Consider the following 19,446-nt stretch of genomic DNA (forward strand, 5'->3'; position numbering starts at 1 on the left):
GCCCCGCGCCCGGGTTCTCCGTGGGGGAGTACGCGGGGCGAGGGGCCCGGGCCGGACCTCAGCAGCCGAAGTCGACCAGGTCGAACGTGGCGTAGTGGTCGGAGGTGTAGTAGTCCTCCTGGTACCGGTCGCCGGTGACGATGCGTCGGGCGCCGCGCGTGGACGAGCCCGGCGTGATCACCGTGTACTCGTGGTAGTAGCCGGACGGCCGGCCGGGCAGCACGCCTTCCCGGTTCTGGAAGACGGTCCCGTCCTGCGCGTACGGGAACGGCCCGCCCCGCTCGATCAGGTCGAGCGTGTCGTACGCCTGTGAGGGCAGGTCGCTGTGGCAGATGCTGCCGACCGTGGCGGCCGCCGGGGTGGCGGTGACGGTGCCGCCGACGAGGAGGGCGGACAGGACAGCGGCTGCGGCACCGATGCGTGTGATCCGTGGGGGGAATCTCATGGCCTCATGATGACGCGCGTAGAAGGTGGCATGTCAATGACAATCCTGAAGGATTTCCCGTGAAGTACGAGGAGTTCTCGCGCAGTTGGCCCGGTGTCCGGAGTCTCAGTCGGACCCCCCGCTCTCCGCCGCGGCGAACAGGGCGAACGCCAGCAACAGGAGCGCGACGCTCGCGTAGACCTCGTAGCCGTCGAGGAAGCCGATCCGCTGCACGAGACCCACATGCCAGTCGGTGAACTCGTGCACCAGGCCCAGCGCGCCCTGCACCAGGGCGATGAATCCGACGCATTCCAGTACCTGTTTCACAGCACGACTCTTGCCGCGCGGCCCGGACCCACGCATCGGCCACAGGGCGGATGCCCCGTGTCCGAAGGCCGTGCCCGCGCCGGCGGGCGGCATCCGGAAGTCCACGTCGATGCGACTTCGGTCGACGATCCCGGTCGCTCGGTCGGTGATCCGGGGCGCGGAAGGCCGCAGGGCGCGATCCGGCCGTAGATTGCGACCGTGACCGAAGACGAACAGGCGCGGGCGCCAGGGGAGTTCACCGGCCGCCGGTGGTTGTTCCCCTCCGCCCTCGTCCACGAGCTTGACCCGGACGCCGGGGCCCCCGGCCGACGGCCGCGGCGCACGGCACGCGACTGGGTCGTCGACTTCTCCTGCTTCCTCCTGGCCGTCGTCCTCGGCCTGGCCGCCGCCCAGGGCCTCGCCGAGGAACCCGGCCTGCCGCACTCCCTCGCCGTCCTCGACCAGACGCTGGGCGCCCTGTCCTGCGGCGCCGTCTGGCTGCGCCGCCGGTGGCCCGTCGGGCTCGCCGTCGCGATGATCCCGGTCGGCCTGCTGTCCAACAGCTCGGGCGGCGCCGCGATGGTCGCCCTGTTCACGCTCGCCGTACACCGGCCCTTCCGGTACGTCGCCTGGACCGGCGGCGTCGACCTCGCGCTCATCCCGCTGTTCTACTGGGTACGGCCCGACCCCGACCTGCCCTACGCCGGCGTCGTCGCGTTCACCACGCTGCTCACCGTGTCCGTCACCGGCTGGGGCATGTTCGTCCGCTCCAAGCGGATGCTGATGCTGAGCCTCAGGGACCGGGCGCACCGGGCGGAGACCGAGGCCCGGCTCCGCGCCGAGCAGGCGCAGCGGCTGGCCCGCGAGGCCATCGCCCGCGAGATGCACGATGTGCTCGCCCACCGGCTCACGCTGCTCAGCGTGCACGCGGGCGCCCTGGAGTTCCGGCCGGACGCGCCCCGCGAGGAGATGGCGCGGGCCGCCGGGGTGATCCGGGAGAGCGCCCACGAGGCCCTTCAGGACTTGCGGGAGATCATCGGCGTCCTGCGGACCGGGGAGTCCGAGGAACCGTCCGGCGGTCGTCCCCAGCCGACGCTGGCCGCGCTGGACACCCTCGTCGCCGAGTGCCGCGAGGCAGGCATGAAGGTCACCCTCGACCACCGCGTCACCGACCCGGCCACCGTCCCCGCCTCCGTCGGCCGCACCGCCTACCGCATCGCCCAGGAGGCGCTGACCAACGCCCGCAAGCACGCCCCGGGCACCGAGGTCACCCTCCGCCTCACCGGCTCGCCCGGCGACGGCCTGACGATCACCGTCGCCCACCCCGCCCCACCCGCCGAGGTCCCACCCGTCCCCGGCTCCGGCCAGGGCCTGATCGGCCTGCGGGAACGGGCCACGCTCGCGGGCGGACACCTGGAACACGGCACGCGTCCGGACGGGGGGTTCGTGGTGCGCGGGTGGCTGCCGTGGCCGCGGGCCTGAGGGCGCCGGCGTCGTACACCGGCGTACGCACGCGCACGCGTGCCCCCGGCTCCCGGCCGTTCCCGCCGCCCCGCCTCCCCACCCGTGATTTCGTGACCCCATGACTGCGACGCCGATCAGACTCCTCCTCGTGGACGACGACCCCCTCGTACGCGCCGGTCTGGCGCTGATGGTGGGCGGGGCCGAGGACATCGAGATCGTCGGGGAGGCCGCCGACGGCGCGGAGGCCGAGGAAGTGGCGCGGCGGGCCCGGCCGGACGTCGTCCTGATGGACCTCCGGATGCCGGTGGTGGACGGGATCACCGCGACACGACGGCTGCGTGCGCGGCCGGACGCGCCGCAGGTCGTCGTGCTCACCACCTTCCACGCCGACGAACAGGTGCTGCACGCCCTGCGCGCCGGAGCCGCCGGCTTCGTCCTCAAGGACACCCCGCCCGCCGAGATCGTCGACGCCGTGCGCCGGGTCGCGGCCGGCGACCCGGTGCTGTCGCCCGCCGTCACCCGGCAGTTGATGCGGCACGCGGCCGGTACCGCCGCCGACGCCCGGCGGACCCGCGCGCGTGTCCGGCTCGCCGTCCTCAACGACCGCGAACGCGAGGTCGCCGTCGCCGTCGGCCGCGGCCTCGCCAACGCCCGGATCGCCGCCGAACTCTTCCTCAGCGTGGCCACCGTCAAGGCCCACGTCTCGCGCATCCTCGCCAAGCTCGGCCTGGACAACCGGGTCCAGATCGCCCTGCTCGCCTATGACGCGGGGCTGTTGGAGGACACCGACGACGGGGCATAGACGGGCGGGCACGGGGCGACACGTCATTGAACCCGACCCAGCCGGCCGGGTCGCCAGTGTCGAACAGCCGCTCGCTGCGGCGCGGCCCCGAAGGGCTCATCAACTCCCGGCGACGGGCGCAGCCAGGTCTCCGTCGTATGTGTCGTATGTAGTGTGCGGAAATGACAAGGAGCGAGCGGCTCGCGGACCAGCTGGACCGGCACTGGCACAAGAACCTGCGGCCGCGGCTGCACGGTCTTGCCGACGAGGAGTACTTCTGGGAGCCGGTGCGCGGCTGCTGGAGCATCCGCCCTCGGGGCACGTCGGCCGCACCGGTGTCGGCAGGTTCGGGTGAATGGACGATGGACTGCGCGGACTCCGCGTCCGCCCACCCGGTGCCGGTGCCGGCGCCGGTGACCACGATTGCCTGGCGGCTGGCGCACATCATCGTCTCCTGCCTGGGCTACCGGGTCGCATGGCACTTCGGCGGCCAGGACGTCGACTCCCGGACATTCGCCTACGCGGGGACCGCTGACGAGGCGCTGGAACAGCTCGATGAGATGTACGGGAGATGGAACGCGGGAGTCCGCGAGCTCTCGGACGCCGACCTGGAGAATCCGCCCACGGTGGGTCCCGAGCGGTTTCCCATGGAGGGCATCGTGCTCCACGTCAACCGGGAGCTGATCCACCACGGCGCCGAGATCTCCCTGCTGCGCGACCTCTACCGCTGGCAGGACGGAGCCGTACCGCGCCGCACATGACCTTCCGGTGACCGGCGATCGAGCTTCGGCTGCTTGCGTGGACTCCGGGATGCTCCGTGGTGGCGAGCTTCAGTGGACCCTCACGCCACCACACCCTGATCAGCTGCTTCACGATGGCGCGGCTTCACTGATCGGCGGGTACCGACCGGCGGGCACGATCCGGACGCCCTGCGCGTTGTCCCGGTGACGGCCGCTGCCCGGGACCTCCGGGCAGTCCACAGGGGGAGACATGGAACGAGTGATCGACCTGACGGAGTTCGGCGACGCACTCCGCCGGGACCCGCACCCAGTCTACGCGCGGCTGCGCGAGCGGGGTCCCGTCCACCGGGTCCGGCTCGCCATGCCGGGCGGAGCCTGGGAGACCTGGCTGGTGGTGGGGTACGAGGAGGCGCGGGCCGCCCTCGCCGACCAACGGCTGGCGAAGGACAGCGCCAGGACGGGCTTCGTGCCCCTGGACGAGCAGCTCATCGGCAAGTACCTGCTCGTCGCCGACCCGCCGCAGCACACCCGTCTGCGGGGCCTGGTCGCACGCGCCTTCACCATGCGCAGGGTCGAGCGACTGCGCCCGAGGATCCAGCAGATCACCGACGAACTGCTCGACGACATGCTGCCGCGCGGCCGCGCCGACCTCATCGACTCCCTCGCCTACCCGCTGCCGATCACGGTCATCTGCGAGCTGCTCGGGGTGCCCGAGATGGACCGCGCGGAGTTCCGGAAGACCTCCACCGAGGTCGTCGCGCCCACCGACGCGGACTCCGAACGCGCGGCGACCGTCCGCCTCGCCGAGTACCTCACCGAGCTGATCGAGGACAAGCGGTGCGCGGGCCCCACGGGCGATCTGCTCAGCGACCTGATCCGCACCACCGCCGAGGACGGCGACCGGCTCTCGATGGACGAGCTGCGAGGCATGGCCTACCTGCTCCTCATCGCCGGCCACGAGACCACGGTCAACCTCATCGGCAACGCCGTCCTCGCTCTGCTCACCCATCCCGCCCAACTGGCGGCCCTGCGCGCCGACATGACCCTCCTCGACGGAGCGGTGGAGGAGACCCTGCGCTGGGAAGGCCCGGTCGAGAACGCGACGTACCGGTACGCCGCCGAGCCGCTGGAGATCGCGGGCACCAGCATCGGGCGGGGCGACGACGTGCTGATCGGCCTCACCGCCGCACAGCGCGACGGCGCCCGGTTCGCCGACCCCGACCGCTTCGACATCCGCCGTGACACCCGGGGCCACCTCGCCTTCGGCCACGGCATCCACTACTGCCTGGGCGCACCCCTGGCCCGTCTGGAGGCCGGCATCGCGCTCGGCACACTCCTGGACCGCGCTCCCGGCCTCACCCTGGACGGCGAGCCGGGGGAGTGGCTGCCCGGCATGCTCATGCGAGGCGTGAGAAGCCTGCCGGTCCGCTGGTGACGGCGCGCGGCCGGACGCCACAGCCGCGGCAGGGCCGCGTTCCGGGTCGTCGGCATGGCCGACGACCCGCGCGGCGGGCCGGCACCGGGCCGACGTACGACGTTCAGCCGCGCGGAGGCGGGGTCCGCGCCCCGGTCGCGGTGGCGCGCCCCTCGGGCACCACCGGGGAGCCGCGCCCCGCCGCCCTCGCCCGGACCCGGCGCCGTACCGACCAGCCCTACAGGGTCCCCGTTCCGCCCGGCACCTCGGCCAGTGCCACCGGGCGCCGCTCGCGGCGGGAACGTTCGCAGGCCTCGGCGATACGCAGGGCCTGCAGTGCCTCGCGGCCGTCGCACGGGTTGGGCCGTTCGCCGCGCACCACCTCCACGAAGGCGTTCAGTTCGGCCTCGTAGGCGGGGCCGAACCGCTCCAGGAAACCCGCCCACGGCTTGTCCGCGGGCGGCGGACCGGTCGGCTCGGTGGAGGCGAGGGGCGTACGGTCGTCCAGGCCCACCACCACCGTGTCGCGCTCCCCGGCCAGCTCCATGCGGACGTCGTAGCCGGCGCCGTTCATCCGGGTCGCCGTAGCCGTGGCCAGGGTGCCGTCGTCCAGCGTGAGCAGCGCCGCGCCCGTGTCGACGTCCCCGGCCTCCCGGAACATCGCGGGGCCGCGGTCGGAGCCGGCGGCGTACACGTCGGTCACCTCCCGGCCCGTCACCCAGCGCAGCACGTCGAAGTCGTGGATCAGCGTGTCCCGGAACAGCCCGCCGGACAGCGGCAGCCATTCCGCCGGCGGCGGGGCCTGGTCGCAGGTCAGGGCCCGTACGGTGTGCAGCCGGCCGAGCCGGCCCGCGCGGACCGCCTCCCGGGCGCCGGTGTAACCGGCGTCGAACCGCCGCTGGAAGCCCATCTGCAGCACCGTCCCGGCCGTCTCCACCTCGGCGAGCGCGTGCAGCGTGCCCGGCAGGTCCAGCGCGATGGGCTTCTCGCAGAAGACCGGCAGGCCCGAGCGGGCCGCCCGGCCGATGAGCTCGGCGTGGGCCGCCGTCGCCGTGGTGATCACCACCGCGTCCACGCCCCACCGGAAGATCTCGTCGACGCCCGGCGCCGCCGTCTCGCCCAGCCGGTGCGCCAGTGTCTGCGCCCGCGCCGGGTCCGTGTCCGTCAGGATCAGGGACCCGACCTCGCGGTGGCGGCTGAGCGTCCTCGCGTGAAGGGTGCCGATGCGGCCCGTACCGATGACCCCGATGCGCATGGAAACAAAGTGAGGGCCGACCCCGTGCGCTGTCAATGCGTATGTCCGGACAACCGGACTACACGACTTCCCGTCAACCGGGCACAGGGTTACGCTCGGGCCCGTGCCGAAACCAGATGTGGACCCGACCGTGTCGCTCGACCTCCGTGTGGACCGTAGCTCCCCGGTGCCGCTGTACTTCCAGCTCTCCCAGCAGCTTGAGGCCGCCATCGAGCACGGCAGCCTCACCCCGGGCAGCCTGCTGGGCAACGAGATCGAGCTGGCCGCGCGGCTCGGGCTGTCCCGGCCGACCGTCCGCCAGGCCATCCAGTCGCTCGTCGACAAGGGCCTCCTCGTGCGGCGCCGGGGTGTGGGCACCCAGGTCGTGCACAGCCAGGTCAAGCGCCCGCTGGAACTGAGCAGCCTCTACGACGACCTGGAGGCGGCCGGCCAGCGCCCCGCGACGAAGGTGCTGGTCAACACGGTCGTCCCGGCCTCCGCCGCGGTCGCCGCCGCGCTCGGCGTCGCGGAGGGCGGTGACGTGCACCGCATCGAGCGGCTGCGCCTCGCGCACGGCGAGCCGATGGCGTACCTGATCAACCACCTGCCGCCCGGCCTGCTCGACCTGGACACGGACCAGCTGGAGGCCACCGGCCTGTACCGGCTGATGCGCGCCGCCGGGATCACCCTGCACAGCGCCCGCCAGTCCATCGGTGCCCGCGGCGCGACGGCCACCGAGGCCGAGCGGCTCGGCGAGGCCGAGGGCGCCCCGCTGCTCACCATGCAGCGCACCACCTTCGACGACACCGGCCGCGCGGTGGAGTTCGGCGACCACACCTACCGCCCGAGCCGCTACTCCTTCGAGTTCCAGCTCCTCGTGCGCCCCTGAGCGGCCGACCGCCTTCGTCGCAATGTCCGGACAATGCGACCCGTGCGGGCTCCCCGGTCATGTCATGGGTGTTCCCCGTGTTCGATACTGGAGTGTTTGGGGCCGCTGATGCGATCGACGGCCCCTTGCGTCTGTACGAACACGGCAAGAAGGGCACGGCCTCGTGGCACGGTTTCGGACCTGGGTAGGCATAGCGCTGGCGGGGGCACTCTCCGTGTCCCTGGCGGGATGCAGCAGCACCGGAGGCAAACGGGCGGAGGACGCCCGCAAGGCCGCCGCCGCCCAGGGCAGGGCGGCGGTGAACACTCCGCGCTGGACCTTCGCGATGATCACCCACTCGGGGGACGGCGACACCTTCTGGGACATCGTGCAGAGCGGCGCGAAGCAGGCCGCCGTCAAGGACAACATCAACTTCCTCTACTCGCACGACGACGAGGCCCAGCAGCAGGCCCAGCTCGTGGACGCGGCCGTGGACAAGAAGGTCGACGGCATCATCGTCACCCTCGCCAAGCCGGACGCCATGAAGGCCGCCGTGGCCCGTGCCGAGAAGGCCGGCATCCCGGTGATCACCGTGAACTCCGGCTCGGAGGAGTCCAAGGCCTTCGGCGCCCTCACCCACATCGGCCAGGACGAGACCGTCGCCGGCGAGGCCGTCGGCGACGAGCTGAACGCGCGCGGGAAGAAGAAGGCCCTGTGCGTGCTGCACGAGCAGGGCAACGTCGGGCACGAGCAGCGCTGCGACGGCGTCGCCAAGACCTTCCGCGGCACGCTGCGCAAGCTCTACGTCAACGGCACCAACATGCCCGACGTGCAGTCCGCGATCGAGGCCAAGCTCCAGGCCGACAAGTCCATCGACTCCGTCGTCACCCTCGGCGCGCCCTACGCCGACACCGCCGTGAAGGCGCGGACGGACGCGGGCAGCAAGGCCGAGATCGACACCTTCGACCTCAACGCCAAGGTGGCGGCCTCGCTGAAGAACGGCACCCTCGGCTTCGCCGTGGACCAGCAGCCGTACCTCCAGGGCTACCAGGCGGTCGACCTGCTGTGGCTGTACAAGTACAACGGCGACGTGCTCGGCGGCGGCCGTCCGGTGCTGACCGGCCCGCAGATCATCACCAAGGACCAGGCGTCCGCCCTCGCGGAGTACACCGAGCGGGGCACCCGATGAGCGCGGTCACGGACGAGAAACTGCTCGACGAAAGGATTTTGCAGACCTCCCCGCTGCGGAAGCTGCTGGCCCGCCCGGAACTGGGCTCGGTCGTCGGCGCCCTCGCCGTCTTCGTCTTCTTCGCGTTCGCCGCCGACGGCTTCCTGCGCGCCACCAGTCTCAGCACGGTCCTGTACGCCTCCTCGACCATCGGGATCATGGCCGTCCCCGTGGCCCTGCTGATGATCGGCGGCGAGTTCGACCTCTCGGCAGGCGTCCTGGTGACGTCGTCCGCGCTGGTCTCCTCGATGTTCAGCTACCAGATGACGGCGAACACCTGGGTCGGCGTGGGCGTGTCCCTGCTGGTCACGCTGGCCATCGGCGCCTTCAACGGCTTCATGCTCACCCGCACCAAACTGCCCAGCTTCATCATCACGCTCGGCACCTTCCTGATGCTGACCGGCATGAACCTCGGCTTCACCAAGCTGATCGACGGCACGGTCTCCACCAAGACCATCGCCGACATGGAGGGCTTCACCAGCGCCCACGCCGTCTTCGCCTCGACGATCGGCGTCGGCGGCGTCGAGGTCAAGGTCACCATCCTGTGGTGGCTGGGCCTGGTCGCCCTCGCCTCCTGGATCCTGCTGCGCACCCGCACCGGCAACTGGATCTTCGCCGTCGGCGGCAACGAGGACGCGGCCCGCGCGGTCGGCGTCCCGGTCGCCCGGACCAAGATCGGCCTCTACATGGGCGTCGCGTTCGGTGCCTGGATCTCCGGCCAGCACCTGCTCTTCTCCTTCGACGCCGTCCAGTCCGGCGAGGGCGTCGGCAACGAGCTGATCTACATCATCGCGGCCGTCATCGGCGGCTGTCTGATCACCGGCGGTCACGGCAGCGCGGTCGGCTCGGCCGTCGGCGCGCTCCTGTTCGGCATGACCAGCAAGGGCATCGTCTTCGCCGAGTGGAACCCCGACTGGTTCAAGTTCTTCCTCGGAGCGATGCTGCTCCTCGCGACCCTGCTCAACGCCTGGGTCCGCAAGCGCGCGGAGGCCACCGCATGACACTCGTCGAGCTGACCGACGTCAGCAAGCACTACGGCACCGTCCGCGCCCTCGAAGGGGTCTCGCTGGAGGTCCACGCGGGTGAGATCACCTGCGTCCTCGGCGACAACGGCGCGGGCAAGTCCACCCTGATCAAGATCGTCGCGGGCCTGCACCAGCACGACGGCGGCACCCTGCGCGTCGAGGGCGAGGAGACGACCCTCTCCTCCCCGCGCGAGGCCCTGGACCGGGGCATCGCCACGGTCTACCAGGACCTGGCCGTCGTCCCCCTCATGCCGGTCTGGCGCAACTTCTTCCTCGGCTCCGAGCCCCGCAAGGGCGCCGGCCCCTTCAAGCGCCTGGACACCGACTTCATGCGCCGCACCACCCGCGAGGCACTGCTCCGCATGGGCATCGACCTCCGGGACGTCGACCAGCCCATCGGCACGCTGTCGGGCGGCGAGCGCCAGTGCGTCGCCATCGCGAGGGCGGTCCACTTCGGCGCGAAGGTGCTGGTCCTGGACGAGCCGACGGCGGCACTGGGAGTCAAGCAGTCCGGTGTGGTCCTGAAATATGTGGCGGCGGCACGGGACGAGGGCCTGGGTGTTGTCTTGATCACCCACAACCCGCACCACGCCTACTTGGTGGGCGACCGTTTCGTGTTGTTGAGACGCGGCACCATGGTGGGCCACTACACACGGAACGACATCACGCTCGACGAGTTGACCCAGCAGATGGCCGGGGGATCCGACCTCGACGCTCTCCGCCATGAACTGCGACGGAGTTGAGGGGCGCGGGACCGTGCCGATGTGCGGCTCCGCCGCGTGGGTGCGGCACACCACGACGCACCCGCGCCCGGCGCCGGACGCGCACCCCGTCCTCCGGCCCCGCGCGGCACCCGGCGTGAGCGTGCGGCACAATCGAGCCCGATGAGCACCTACCGCGACCTCACCGCCCCCATCGGTTCCCGCCGAGCCCCCGTCCTGCGCACCGTGGGCACACGCGAGCGCCGGTCACACCTGACCGCGCCCCGTGTCCCCACCGTCGGCATCGACATCGGCGGCACCAAGGTCATGGCGGGCGTCGTGGACGCCGACGGCAACATCCTGGAGAAGCTCCGCACGGAGACCCCGGACAAGTCCAAGAGCCCCAAGGTCGTCGAGGACACCATCGTCGAGCTGGTGCTGGACCTGTCCGACCGGCACGACGTGCACGCGGTCGGCATCGGCGCCGCCGGCTGGGTCGACGCCGACCGCAACCGCGTCCTGTTCGCCCCCCACCTGTCCTGGCGCAACGAACCGCTGCGCGACCGCCTCGCCAGCCGGCTCTCCGTACCGGTCCTGGTGGACAACGACGCCAACACGGCCGCCTGGGCGGAGTGGCGCTTCGGCGCCGGCCGCGGCGAGGACCACCTGGTCATGATCACGCTCGGCACCGGCATCGGCGGCGCCATCCTGGAGGACGGCCAGGTCAAGCGGGGCAAGTTCGGCGTCGCCGGCGAGTTCGGCCACATGCAGGTCGTTCCCGGCGGACACCGCTGCCCGTGCGGCAACCGCGGCTGCTGGGAGCAGTACAGCTCCGGCAACGCGCTGGTCCGCGAGGCGCGCGAGCTAGCCGCCGCCGACTCGCCGGTCGCCTACGGCATCATCGAGCACGTCAAGGGCAACATCGGCGACATCACCGGCCCGATGATCACCGAGCTGGCCCGCGAGGGCGACGCGATGTGCGTGGAGCTGCTCCAGGACATCGGCCAGTGGCTCGGCGTCGGCATCGCCAACCTCGCCGCCGCCCTCGACCCGTCCTGCTTCGTGATCGGCGGTGGCGTCTCGGCCGCCGACGACCTGCTCATCGGTCCGGCCCGGGACGCCTTCAAGCGGCACCTCACCGGCCGCGGCTACCGCCCCGAGGCCCGCATCACCCGCGCCCAGCTCGGCCCCGAGGCGGGCATGGTGGGCGCCGCCGACCTGGCCCGGCTGGTCGCCCGCCGGTTCCGCCGGGCCAAGCGGCGCCGGGTGGAGCGGTACGAGCGCTACGAGCGGTACACCCAGGCGCGCCGCGACCGGGACACCGCATGACACCGTCGCTGCCCCACCAGGGCGGCCCGCCGGACGAGCCACAGCGGCCCGCCGAGGACCCGCGCCACAAGGCCAGGCGCCGGGCGCTCACCCTGCTGATCATCGTCCTCCTCATCGGCGTCCCGGCCGGCTACCTGGTGATCTCCGCGAACCAGAGCCGCGACAGCGGCAAGGACAAGGAGGCGAAGTACTCGGCGACCGGTCTCACCCCGGGGTGGCCGTCGAAGGTGCAGCGCCGTCTCTACCAGGTGACCGTGCCGCACCCCGCCGACGACGTCGCCTACTACGAGACGAACAACTGGAAGACCAGCCGCCTCTACGTGCAGTTCCGCACCAACCCCGCCGGTCTGGACAGCTTCCTTGAGGCCATGGGCGTGCGCCGGGACCAGCTGAAGAAGGACGACATCGCCATCGGCGAACGCGACCGCAAGGTCAGCGGCTGGACCTTCGGCGGCAGCGGCCCCTGGTGGGGCCTCACCCACGAGCAGAAGAACCCGGCGCCGACCCAGGACGTGGTCGTCAACCTGTCCGACCCGGAGTATCCGATGGTGTTCGTGGTCTCCCGCACGGTCCCGTAGCGACGGCCGGCACCCGCCTCCGGAGCCGATTGTCAGACCCCGCCCGTAGAGTCGAAGACGTCTGATCCGACACACGGGCGGGAGGTGGCAGGACGTATGAGCGGCACGGCTGCGGTGGCCGAGCGAGCGGGGGGTCCCCGGGACACGGGGACCGGGCACCCGGTGCCGGCGCGCCTCGCGTCCGTCTACCTGCCCGCGCCCCTGCCGCGCCAGGGCCGCCTCGCCTTCTGGGACCCCGCCGGCGACCCGCTGCCCACCGCGAGCGGGGGTGACCCCGAGGAGCTGACGGTCGTGCGGCGGCACGGCGCCGGTGTGCGCCGCCGGCAGGTCCCCGCGCTGACCCTGCCCCTCGCCGAGGCCCTGCCGCTGCTGGTCGACGCCCGGCGCGACCCGGCCGCCCACCCGGCCACCGCCTGCTGGGGCGCGGCCGCCCTGCACGCGCTGCGGCTCGTCGCCCGCGGCCGGCTGCTGCCGGGCCTCACCCCGGCGGGCCACGACGCCTGGCGGGCCGGCCCGCTGGAACCCGACGACATCGCCCACCTGCGCGCCATCGCCGCGGCCCTGCCCCCGGAGGGCCACGCCGTTCCCCTCCCCGGCCCGGGCGCCCTCCGGCTGCCCGAGCCCGAGGCCCTCATCCGCTCCTTCCTGGACGCGGTCGCCGACACCCTGCCGCGCACCCCCGCCGCCCCGTACACCGCCGGCCGGCCCTTCGCCGCCCGTGAACCCCAGACCCTGCCCGCGGCGCACGAGTGGGCGGCCGAGGTCGCCGCCGGGATGGACGCGGGCGTCCGCGTCTCGCTCCGCCTGGACCTCTCCGCCTACGACGTCTTCGACGCCGGCGCGAGCGAGGGCGCCCGCGCCGCCGGAGCGGCCGTCGTGCAGGTGCACAGCCTCGCCGACCCCACCCTGGTGGCCGACGCGGCGGCCCTGTGGGCGGGCGAGGCGGACGAGGCGTTCGGGCCCCGCGCGCGCGTCGACGCGGCCCTCGCCGTGCGACGCGCCGCCCGGGTGTGGCCGCCCCTGGACCGCCTCGCCGAGCAGGACGTCCCCGATGTCCTCGCCCTGTCCGAGGAGGAGCTGGGCGAGCTGCTCGGCGTGGCCGCCTCCCGGCTCGCGGCCGCCGGGGTCGCCGTGCACTGGCCCCGGGACCTCGCCCACGACCTGACCGCCACCGCCGTGGTCCGCCCGGCGCCCGGCGCGGCGACCGACGGCACCGGCTTCTTCGAGAGCGAGGACCTGCTCCGGTTCCGCTGGCAGCTCGCCCTCGGCGGCGACCCGCTCAGCGAGGCCGAGATGGACGCCCTCGCCGAGGCCCACCGCCCGGTGGTACGGCTGCGGGACCGCTGGGTACTGGTCGATCCCGCGCTCGTCCGCAAGGCCCGCGCACGCGAACTCGGCCTCCTCGACCCGGTCGACGCACTCGCCGTCGCCCTCACCGGCACCGCCGAGGTCGACGGCGAGACCGTCGAGGCCGTTCCCGCCGGCGCGCTGGCCACCCTCCGCGACCGCCTCACCGCCGGCCTGCGCCCCGCCGACCCGCCCCCCGGCCTGCGCGCCACCCTCCGCGACTACCAGCTCCGCGGCCTGGCCTGGCTCGACCTGATGACCTCCCTGGGCCTCGGCGGCTGCCTCGCCGACGACATGGGCCTCGGCAAGACCGTCACCCTCATCGCCCTGCATCTGAAGCGGGCCCGCACCGAGCCGACCCTCGTCGTCTGCCCGGCCAGCCTCCTCGGCAACTGGCAGCGGGAGATCACCCGGTTCGCGCCCGGCGTCCCCGTCCGCCGCTTCCACGGCCCCGAACGCAATCTGGACGGCGTGGACGGCGGCTTCGTCCTCACCACGTACGGCACGATGCGCTCCACCGCGGCCCTCCTCGCCGAACAGCCCTGGGGCATGGTCGTCGCCGACGAGGCCCAGCACGTGAAGAACCCCTACTCGGCCACCGCCAAGGCGCTGCGCACCATCCCGTCCCCCGCGCGCGTGGCGCTGACCGGCACCCCTGTGGAGAACAACCTCTCCGAACTGTGGGCCCTGCTCGACTGGACCACCCCCGGACTCCTCGGCCCGCTGAAGTCCTTCCGCGCGCGGCACGCGCGGGCGGTGGAGAACGGGGAGGACGAGGAAGCGGTGCAGCGCCTGGCCCGACTGGTCCGCCCCTTCCTGCTGCGCCGCAAGAAGTCCGACCCCGGCATCGTGCCCGAGCTGCCGCCCAAGACGGAGACGGACCACCCGGTGCCGCTCACCCGGGAACAGGCCGCGCTGTACGAGGCGGTGGTGCGCGAGTCGATGCTGGCCATCGAGACGGCGCAGGGCATGGCCCGCCGCGGCCTGGTGCTGAAGCTCCTCGGCGCCCTGAAGCAGATCTGCGACCACCCGGCGCTCTATCTGAAGGAGGACCCGCGCCCCGACCGCCTGGCCGCCCGTTCCGGCAAACTCGCCCTCCTGGACGAGCTGCTGGACACCCTGCTCGCCGAGGACGGCTCGGCGCTCGTCTTCACCCAGTACGTCGGCATGGCCCGCCTCCTCACCGCCCACCTGTCCGCCCGCGCGATCCCCGTCGACCTGCTGCACGGCGGCACACCGGTGCCGGAGCGCGAACGCATGGTCGACCGCTTCCAGGACGGCGCTACACCGGTGCTGGTGCTGTCCCTGAAGGCCGCCGGCACCGGCCTGAACCTCACCCGCGCCGGCCATGTCATCCACTTCGACCGCTGGTGGAACCCGGCCGTGGAGGAACAGGCCACCGACCGCGCGTACCGCATCGGCCAGACCCAGCCGGTGCAGGTCCACCGTCTGGTCACCGAGGGCACGGTGGAGGACCGCATCGCCGAGATGCTCGCGTCCAAGCGCGCCCTGGCCGACGCGATCCTCGGCTCCGGCGAGGCGGCCCTCACGGAGCTGACCGACCGCGAACTCTCCGACCTCGTCTCCCTGCGGAGGATCCCATGACGCCGCCGCCCCGCCCCGGCGACGCCGCCCGCCTTGCCCTCCGCGCGGCCCGCGAGCGAGCCGAGGCCGACCGGGCACGCACGGCAGGACCGGCGCGGGACACCCCTCAGGAGACGTCTGCCGAGCCGGCCGCGGGGCCGCACGACTCCACCGTGGAGGAGACGACTCACTCGGGGAGCGGGGACGGAACGGAGCCAGGGGCGGGGGCGGGGCCCTCGGATGGCGGGTCGAGGCCTGGCGGCGGGGTGCCGTCCGGTGGCGAGAGCGAGCCGGGGGGCATGCCGCAGTCGGTGCCTGACGCTGGTGGCCGGGGGGAGCTGGGTGATGCGGTGCTGTCCGGGGGTGAGGGGGAGTCGGGGGACCTGCCGTCCGGTGCGTTTGGTGCTGGTGGCCGGGGGAGTTGGGTGATGCGGTGCTGTCCGGGGGTGAGGGGGAGTCGGGGGACCTGCCGTCCGGTGCGCTTGGTGCTGGTGGCCGGGCCGAGCCGGGTAATGCGGTGCCGTCCGGGGATGAGGGCGAGCCGGGTGATGGGGGGCCGGCCGGGCTCGCCGGCGCTCCTGGGGGCAGGCCCGGCGATGTGGCGCGCGCGGCTCTGAGGGCCGCCGTTGCCACGCGTCGGGGTCAGGGCGTGCCGCCGACGGCCGCCGGCCCGGCAGCGGTGGCTGATGCCGACGGCCCGGCGGTGGAGGGGGACCGTGCGGAGGCCGCACGTCCTGGGGCGGGGTCCGGGCGGGGAGCGGGCGCGGCTCACGCTGGTGCCGCTGACGCGGGTGCGGAGGGTGCGGAGGGTGCGGAGGGTGCGGGACCGGCCGGTGCCATGGGCGGGCGTCCCGGCGATATCGCTCGGGAGGCACTGCGGGCGGCCCGGCGCGAAGCGGAAGCGCTGCGCGCGCAGACGGCGGAACCCCGGCGTGAGCGGCGGACACCGGCACGTTCCGCCACCGCCACGCCGGGCACCTCGCCCGCACCGGGGCAGCGGACCTCGGCCGCCAGGGCCAAGGCCGCGCGGGACATGCGGCAGTACCTGGCGACCGCCTTCCGCATGCCCACGTGGGAGGAGACCGCCGAGGAACCGGAGGAGGACGCCTCGGCCGAGCCGACCGGGCCGGCTCCGTCGACGTCGGCGACAGCGCCGTCGCCCTCAGGGTCCGAGCCTGCGTACCCGGTCCCCGCCGCGCAGGCCCCTGCCTCCGCAGCAGAGCCTTCGGCTGCCGCACCCGAGTCCTCGGCCCCCGCCCCTTCACGCGAAGCCGGTGGCACCACCCCCGAGGACCCGTTGACCGACCCGGCACTCCCGGACCGCGCCTCCGAGCCGCGGGGCTCCGCGCCCTCCGCGACGGGGGTGCCCGGTGCCCCCGCCGAGGCGTCCCGACCCACCCCCTCGGCCCCGTCCGCCCCGACGCCCACGCCCGAGCCTTCGGCACACATGCCCGCCCGCCCCGACCCGGCCGGGCCGTTCGCCCGCTGGACCCCGGCCGCCCGGCCCACGCCGGCGGGGGGTGCCTCGGTGCAGGCGGGCCCGGCCGAGCCCTCCGCGCGCCCCGCGACCGGCACTCCTCCCACTCCCGCCGCACCGCGCGTACCGACGACCATGGCCACCCCGCACCGTGACACCGAACTCCGCCGTACCTTCCCGGCGTTCGCCCCGCGTGAGACCGCCGGTGGGAACGGGCCGTTCGCCGGGACCTGGTGGGGCAACGCCTGGGTCGGGGCGTTGGAGCAGGGCGCGTTGGACGTGAAGCGGCTGGCGCGGGGGCGGGGGTACGCGGACCAGGGGCATGTGGACGCGATCACCGTCACCCCGGGACTCGTGCTGGCGTACGTGCGCGGAAGCCGGCCCCGGCCGTACCGCGTACAGGTGCGGTTGCGGACGCTGGAGGACGAGGACTGGGAGAGGTTCCTGGACGCGGCGGCCGACCGGCCGGGGCACATCGCGGCGCTGCTCGACAAGGAGTTGCCGCAGTCGCTCGCCGACTGCGGGGTGCCCCTGCTGCCCGGCCCCGGCGACCTCGCCCCCCGTTGCAGCTGCCCGGACTCCGGCCACCCCTGCAAGCACGCCGCCGCCCTCTGCTACCAGACGGCCCGTCTGCTCGACGCCGATCCCTTCGTGCTGCTCCTGCTGCGCGGCCGGGGCGAGAAGGAACTGCTCGACGCGCTGTCCCGGCGCAGTGCCGCCCGAGCCGCACGTGCCGCCCGGGAACGGCAGCCGCAGGCGCTGCCGGGAGTCCGTGCCGCCGACGCCCTCGCTCCGCGCGAACTCCCACCGCCGCCACCGCCGTTGCCGGTGCCCCCGCACCCCGAGCAGCCCCCGGCGTACCCGTCGGCGCCCGGCGGCCCCGACCCCTTCGCGCTGGACCAGTTGGCGACCGACGCCGCCGCCCGTGCCCATGCCCTGCTCGCCACCGGACGCGACCCGGTCGGCGAACTGACCCTGTGGCAGGACGCGGTACGGCTCGCCGCGGCCCGCCCCGGTTCCGGGCTGACTGCGGCCACCCGCACGCTGTACGCCACACTCGCCGACGCCGCCCAGCGCACCCCGGCCGATCTCGCGCGTGCCGTCGCGGCCTGGCGGCAGGGCGGCTCGGCGGGGCTGGCCGCGCTGGAGGAGCCGTGGGACCCGCCGGCCGGCCGCTTCGACCGGGCCCGGCCGCTGCTGCTCGCCGCAGACCTGCCGGCGTTCCGGCCCTGGCGCAACCGCCTCACCCACCCACGCGGCCACGTCCAGCTCCGCCTGGGCCGCGACGGCCTGTGGTACGCCTATGAGTCGGACCCCGGCCAGGACGACTGGTGGCCCCGCGGCACCCCCGACTTCGACCCGGTCGGCGCCCTGACCGGGCTCGGCAGACCGGACGACGCGGTCTGAGCGACCCCCGCCGGTCTCAGGGGCCGTTCCGCAAGGCCGTACCCGACTGCGGAGCACCGCCACTCCGGCACCGAGACCTCGGCTCAAGGGCCGCTGGTCCCCGCCGGCAGACCGGACGACGCGGTCTGAGCGATCCCCGCCGGTCTCAGGGGCCGTTCCGCGAGGCCGTACCCGGCCGCGGAGCACCGTCACTCCGCCGGTCTCACGGGCGTTGCCAGGAGGCCGTACCCGACTGCGGAGCACCGCCGTTCCGGCACCGCGACCCCGGTCTCAGGGGCCGGCGGTCCCCGCCCTCCGACGCCGGCCGTACGTCAGATGCAGCAGATGCCGGCCCAGAGCGACCGCGTTGATCAGGAGGACCGCGGTCATGGCCGTGGCCCACCCGAAGTGGCGGTACAGGGTGACGCCCGCCCACGACCCCAGGCTGCCGCCGAGGAAGACACAGGTCATGTAGGTCGTGTTGAGCCGGCTCCTGGCATCGGGGCGCACGGTGAAGATGCGGGTCTGGTTGGCCACCTGCCCGGACTGGAGGGCGACGTCCAGCACGAGCATCCCGGCGATCAGCGCCGTCATACCGGCCGCGCCGCCCACCGACGAAGGCAGCAGGACGACGGGGGCCGCCAGCGCGCCGAGCAGACACCACAGGCTCATGCGGTCGGTCCCGTGCCGGTCGATGAGCCGGCCCGCGAACGGGGTCGACAGGACGCTGCCGGCCCCCACCAGGGCGACGAGTCCGACGGCCTCGGTACCGAGGTGGTAGGCGGGCCCGGTCATGAGCAGGGGTACCAGCGTCCAGGCGGCGCTGAATCCGGCGAAGACCAACGCCTGGTAGAGGCAGGAGCGGCGCAGTTCGGGGACCGTGCGCAGCAGCTCGGCGGGTGCCTTCAGCAGGTCGCGGTAGGCGGGCGCGCCCGCCGGCCGGTGGGCGGGGACGAGACTGGGCACGACGGCGGCGAGGATCAGGACGAGGGCGCCGGCCAGGAGGTAGGGCGCGCGCCAGCCCAGCCAGCCGCCCAGGCCGCCGCCGAACGCCCGGGCGAGCAGGATGCCCAGGGTGAGGCCGCTGAGCAGGATGCCGGTCGCCGTACCGCGCCGGTGCTCGGGGACGAGACCGGCGGCCAGCGGGATGATGATCTGCGGTACCACGGTGGTCGTCCCGACCAGGACGCTGGCGACGGTCAGGACGAGCGGTGTCGTCGCGGTACCGGCGACGAGGAGGCCCGCCCCGGTGAGGGAGAGGAGGACGGCGAGCAGCCGGCGCCAGGGGAGGCGGTCGCCGAGCGGGACGAGGAGGAAGATGCCCGCCGCGTAACCGAACTGACCGGCCGTCACGATCAGCGCGGCCGCTCCGGACGATATGTGGAAGTCGTCGGCGACGAGCGGGGTGAGGGCCTGCGGGAAGTAGATGTTGGCGACGCTGACACCGCAGGTGAGGGACAGCAGGGCCAGGAGCCGGCCGGGTAACCGGGTCGTGGTGGTGGCGGGTGCGGAGGTGACGGACACGAGAAGCCCCAAGAGGAGACGCGGAAGTGAGGAGAG

Annotated in this window: 16 protein-coding genes; 12 read left to right on the top strand and 4 right to left on the bottom strand. The window is 73.6% G+C overall.

Features of this window, described 5'->3' with window-relative positions; genetic code table 11:
* Positions 1-58 precede the first annotated feature (58 nt).
* Positions 59-445, bottom strand: coding sequence for a ribonuclease domain-containing protein (locus C3492_RS12170; protein WP_103811756.1), 387 nt, complete (start codon positions 443-445; stop codon positions 59-61).
* A 105-nt stretch (positions 446-550) separates the two neighbouring features.
* Complete coding sequence (locus C3492_RS12175) at positions 551-751, bottom strand: hypothetical protein (RefSeq protein ID WP_103811799.1); 201 nt, start codon at positions 749-751, stop codon at positions 551-553.
* Between the two features lie 198 nt (positions 752-949).
* Between C3492_RS12175 and C3492_RS12180 the strand changes: the two genes are divergently transcribed.
* The 4 genes from C3492_RS12180 (at position 950) to C3492_RS12195 (ending at position 5,150) form a co-directional block, all read left to right on the top strand.
* Positions 950-2,212, top strand: coding sequence for a sensor histidine kinase (locus tag C3492_RS12180; RefSeq protein ID WP_258055641.1), 1,263 nt, complete (start codon positions 950-952; stop codon positions 2,210-2,212).
* Positions 2,213-2,312: 100 nt separating this feature from the next.
* Entirely contained in the window at positions 2,313-2,996 is a 684-nt protein-coding gene (locus C3492_RS12185) for a response regulator transcription factor (RefSeq protein WP_103811758.1), read from the top strand.
* 161 nt (positions 2,997-3,157) lie between these two features.
* The gene (locus C3492_RS12190) at positions 3,158-3,736 is read left to right on the top strand and encodes a DinB family protein (protein ID WP_103811759.1); all 579 of its coding nucleotides are present in this window, start codon (positions 3,158-3,160) and stop codon (positions 3,734-3,736) included.
* A 229-nt stretch (positions 3,737-3,965) separates the two neighbouring features.
* Positions 3,966-5,150, top strand: coding sequence for a cytochrome P450 (locus C3492_RS12195; protein ID WP_181140328.1), 1,185 nt, complete (start codon positions 3,966-3,968; stop codon positions 5,148-5,150).
* A 217-nt stretch (positions 5,151-5,367) separates the two neighbouring features.
* Here C3492_RS12195 and C3492_RS12200 read toward each other — a convergent pair whose 3' ends face one another.
* Positions 5,368-6,384 (bottom strand): Gfo/Idh/MocA family oxidoreductase, encoded by a 1,017-nt coding sequence (locus C3492_RS12200; protein WP_103811761.1) that lies wholly within the window; start codon positions 6,382-6,384, stop codon positions 5,368-5,370.
* Between the two features lie 130 nt (positions 6,385-6,514).
* On the opposite strand from C3492_RS12200, the gene C3492_RS12205 reads away from it, so the two are divergent.
* From C3492_RS12205 to C3492_RS45645, 8 genes are all read left to right on the top strand, one after another.
* Positions 6,515-7,252, top strand: a complete 738-nt coding sequence (locus tag C3492_RS12205) for a GntR family transcriptional regulator (RefSeq protein WP_103811762.1) — start codon at positions 6,515-6,517, stop codon at positions 7,250-7,252.
* A 163-nt stretch (positions 7,253-7,415) separates the two neighbouring features.
* A complete protein-coding gene (locus C3492_RS12210; protein WP_103811763.1) occupies positions 7,416-8,420 on the top strand; it encodes a sugar ABC transporter substrate-binding protein in 1,005 nt (334 codons plus the stop codon).
* Positions 8,417-9,460 carry an ABC transporter permease gene (locus C3492_RS12215; RefSeq protein WP_103811764.1) on the top strand — a complete coding sequence of 348 codons (1,044 nt, stop codon included), beginning with the start codon at positions 8,417-8,419 and terminating at the stop codon, positions 9,458-9,460. Before C3492_RS12210 ends, C3492_RS12215 begins: the two co-directional genes overlap by 4 nt.
* Positions 9,457-10,227 carry an ATP-binding cassette domain-containing protein gene (locus C3492_RS12220; RefSeq protein ID WP_103811765.1) on the top strand — a complete coding sequence of 257 codons (771 nt, stop codon included), beginning with the start codon at positions 9,457-9,459 and terminating at the stop codon, positions 10,225-10,227. The genes C3492_RS12215 and C3492_RS12220 overlap by 4 nt, the downstream gene beginning before the upstream one ends.
* Positions 10,228-10,368: 141 nt before the next feature.
* The gene (locus tag C3492_RS12225; protein ID WP_014675863.1) at positions 10,369-11,514 is read left to right on the top strand and encodes an ROK family glucokinase; all 1,146 of its coding nucleotides are present in this window, start codon (positions 10,369-10,371) and stop codon (positions 11,512-11,514) included.
* On the top strand, positions 11,511-12,092 hold the full coding sequence (locus C3492_RS12230; RefSeq protein WP_103811766.1) for a sugar kinase: 582 nt from the start codon (positions 11,511-11,513) through the stop codon (positions 12,090-12,092). Before C3492_RS12225 ends, C3492_RS12230 begins: the two co-directional genes overlap by 4 nt.
* 96 nt (positions 12,093-12,188) lie before the next feature.
* On the top strand, positions 12,189-15,044 hold the full coding sequence (locus C3492_RS12235; protein ID WP_103811767.1) for a DEAD/DEAH box helicase: 2,856 nt from the start codon (positions 12,189-12,191) through the stop codon (positions 15,042-15,044).
* An 817-nt stretch (positions 15,045-15,861) separates the two neighbouring features.
* A complete protein-coding gene (locus C3492_RS45645) occupies positions 15,862-17,907 on the top strand; it encodes an SWIM zinc finger family protein (protein WP_258055642.1) in 2,046 nt (681 codons plus the stop codon).
* Between the two features lie 270 nt (positions 17,908-18,177).
* Here C3492_RS45645 and C3492_RS12255 read toward each other — a convergent pair whose 3' ends face one another.
* A complete protein-coding gene (locus C3492_RS12255) occupies positions 18,178-19,410 on the bottom strand; it encodes an MFS transporter (protein WP_103811770.1) in 1,233 nt (410 codons plus the stop codon).
* Positions 19,411-19,446 lie beyond the last annotated feature (36 nt).

The organism is Streptomyces sp. Ru62, assembly GCF_002920615.1.
GTDB lineage: Bacteria > Actinomycetota > Actinomycetes > Streptomycetales > Streptomycetaceae > Streptomyces.

Excerpts from the sequence above, each read along its gene's own strand:
- C3492_RS12170 (WP_103811756.1), bottom strand. The coding sequence starts at position 445 with ATGAGATTCCCCCCACGGATCACACGCATCGGTGCCGCAGCCGCTGTC.
- C3492_RS12185 (WP_103811758.1), top strand. The coding sequence starts at position 2,313 with ATGACTGCGACGCCGATCAGACTCCTCCTCGTGGACGACGACCCCCTC.
- C3492_RS12190 (WP_103811759.1), top strand. The coding sequence starts at position 3,158 with ATGACAAGGAGCGAGCGGCTCGCGGACCAGCTGGACCGGCACTGGCAC.
- C3492_RS12195 (WP_181140328.1), top strand. The coding sequence starts at position 3,966 with ATGGAACGAGTGATCGACCTGACGGAGTTCGGCGACGCACTCCGCCGG.
- C3492_RS12200 (WP_103811761.1), bottom strand. The coding sequence starts at position 6,384 with ATGCGCATCGGGGTCATCGGTACGGGCCGCATCGGCACCCTTCACGCG.
- C3492_RS12215 (WP_103811764.1), top strand. The coding sequence starts at position 8,417 with ATGAGCGCGGTCACGGACGAGAAACTGCTCGACGAAAGGATTTTGCAG.
- C3492_RS12220 (WP_103811765.1), top strand. The coding sequence starts at position 9,457 with ATGACACTCGTCGAGCTGACCGACGTCAGCAAGCACTACGGCACCGTC.
- C3492_RS12225 (WP_014675863.1), top strand. The coding sequence starts at position 10,369 with ATGAGCACCTACCGCGACCTCACCGCCCCCATCGGTTCCCGCCGAGCC.
- C3492_RS12230 (WP_103811766.1), top strand. The coding sequence starts at position 11,511 with ATGACACCGTCGCTGCCCCACCAGGGCGGCCCGCCGGACGAGCCACAG.
- C3492_RS12235 (WP_103811767.1), top strand. The coding sequence starts at position 12,189 with ATGAGCGGCACGGCTGCGGTGGCCGAGCGAGCGGGGGGTCCCCGGGAC.
- C3492_RS45645 (WP_258055642.1), top strand. The coding sequence starts at position 15,862 with ATGGGCGGGCGTCCCGGCGATATCGCTCGGGAGGCACTGCGGGCGGCC.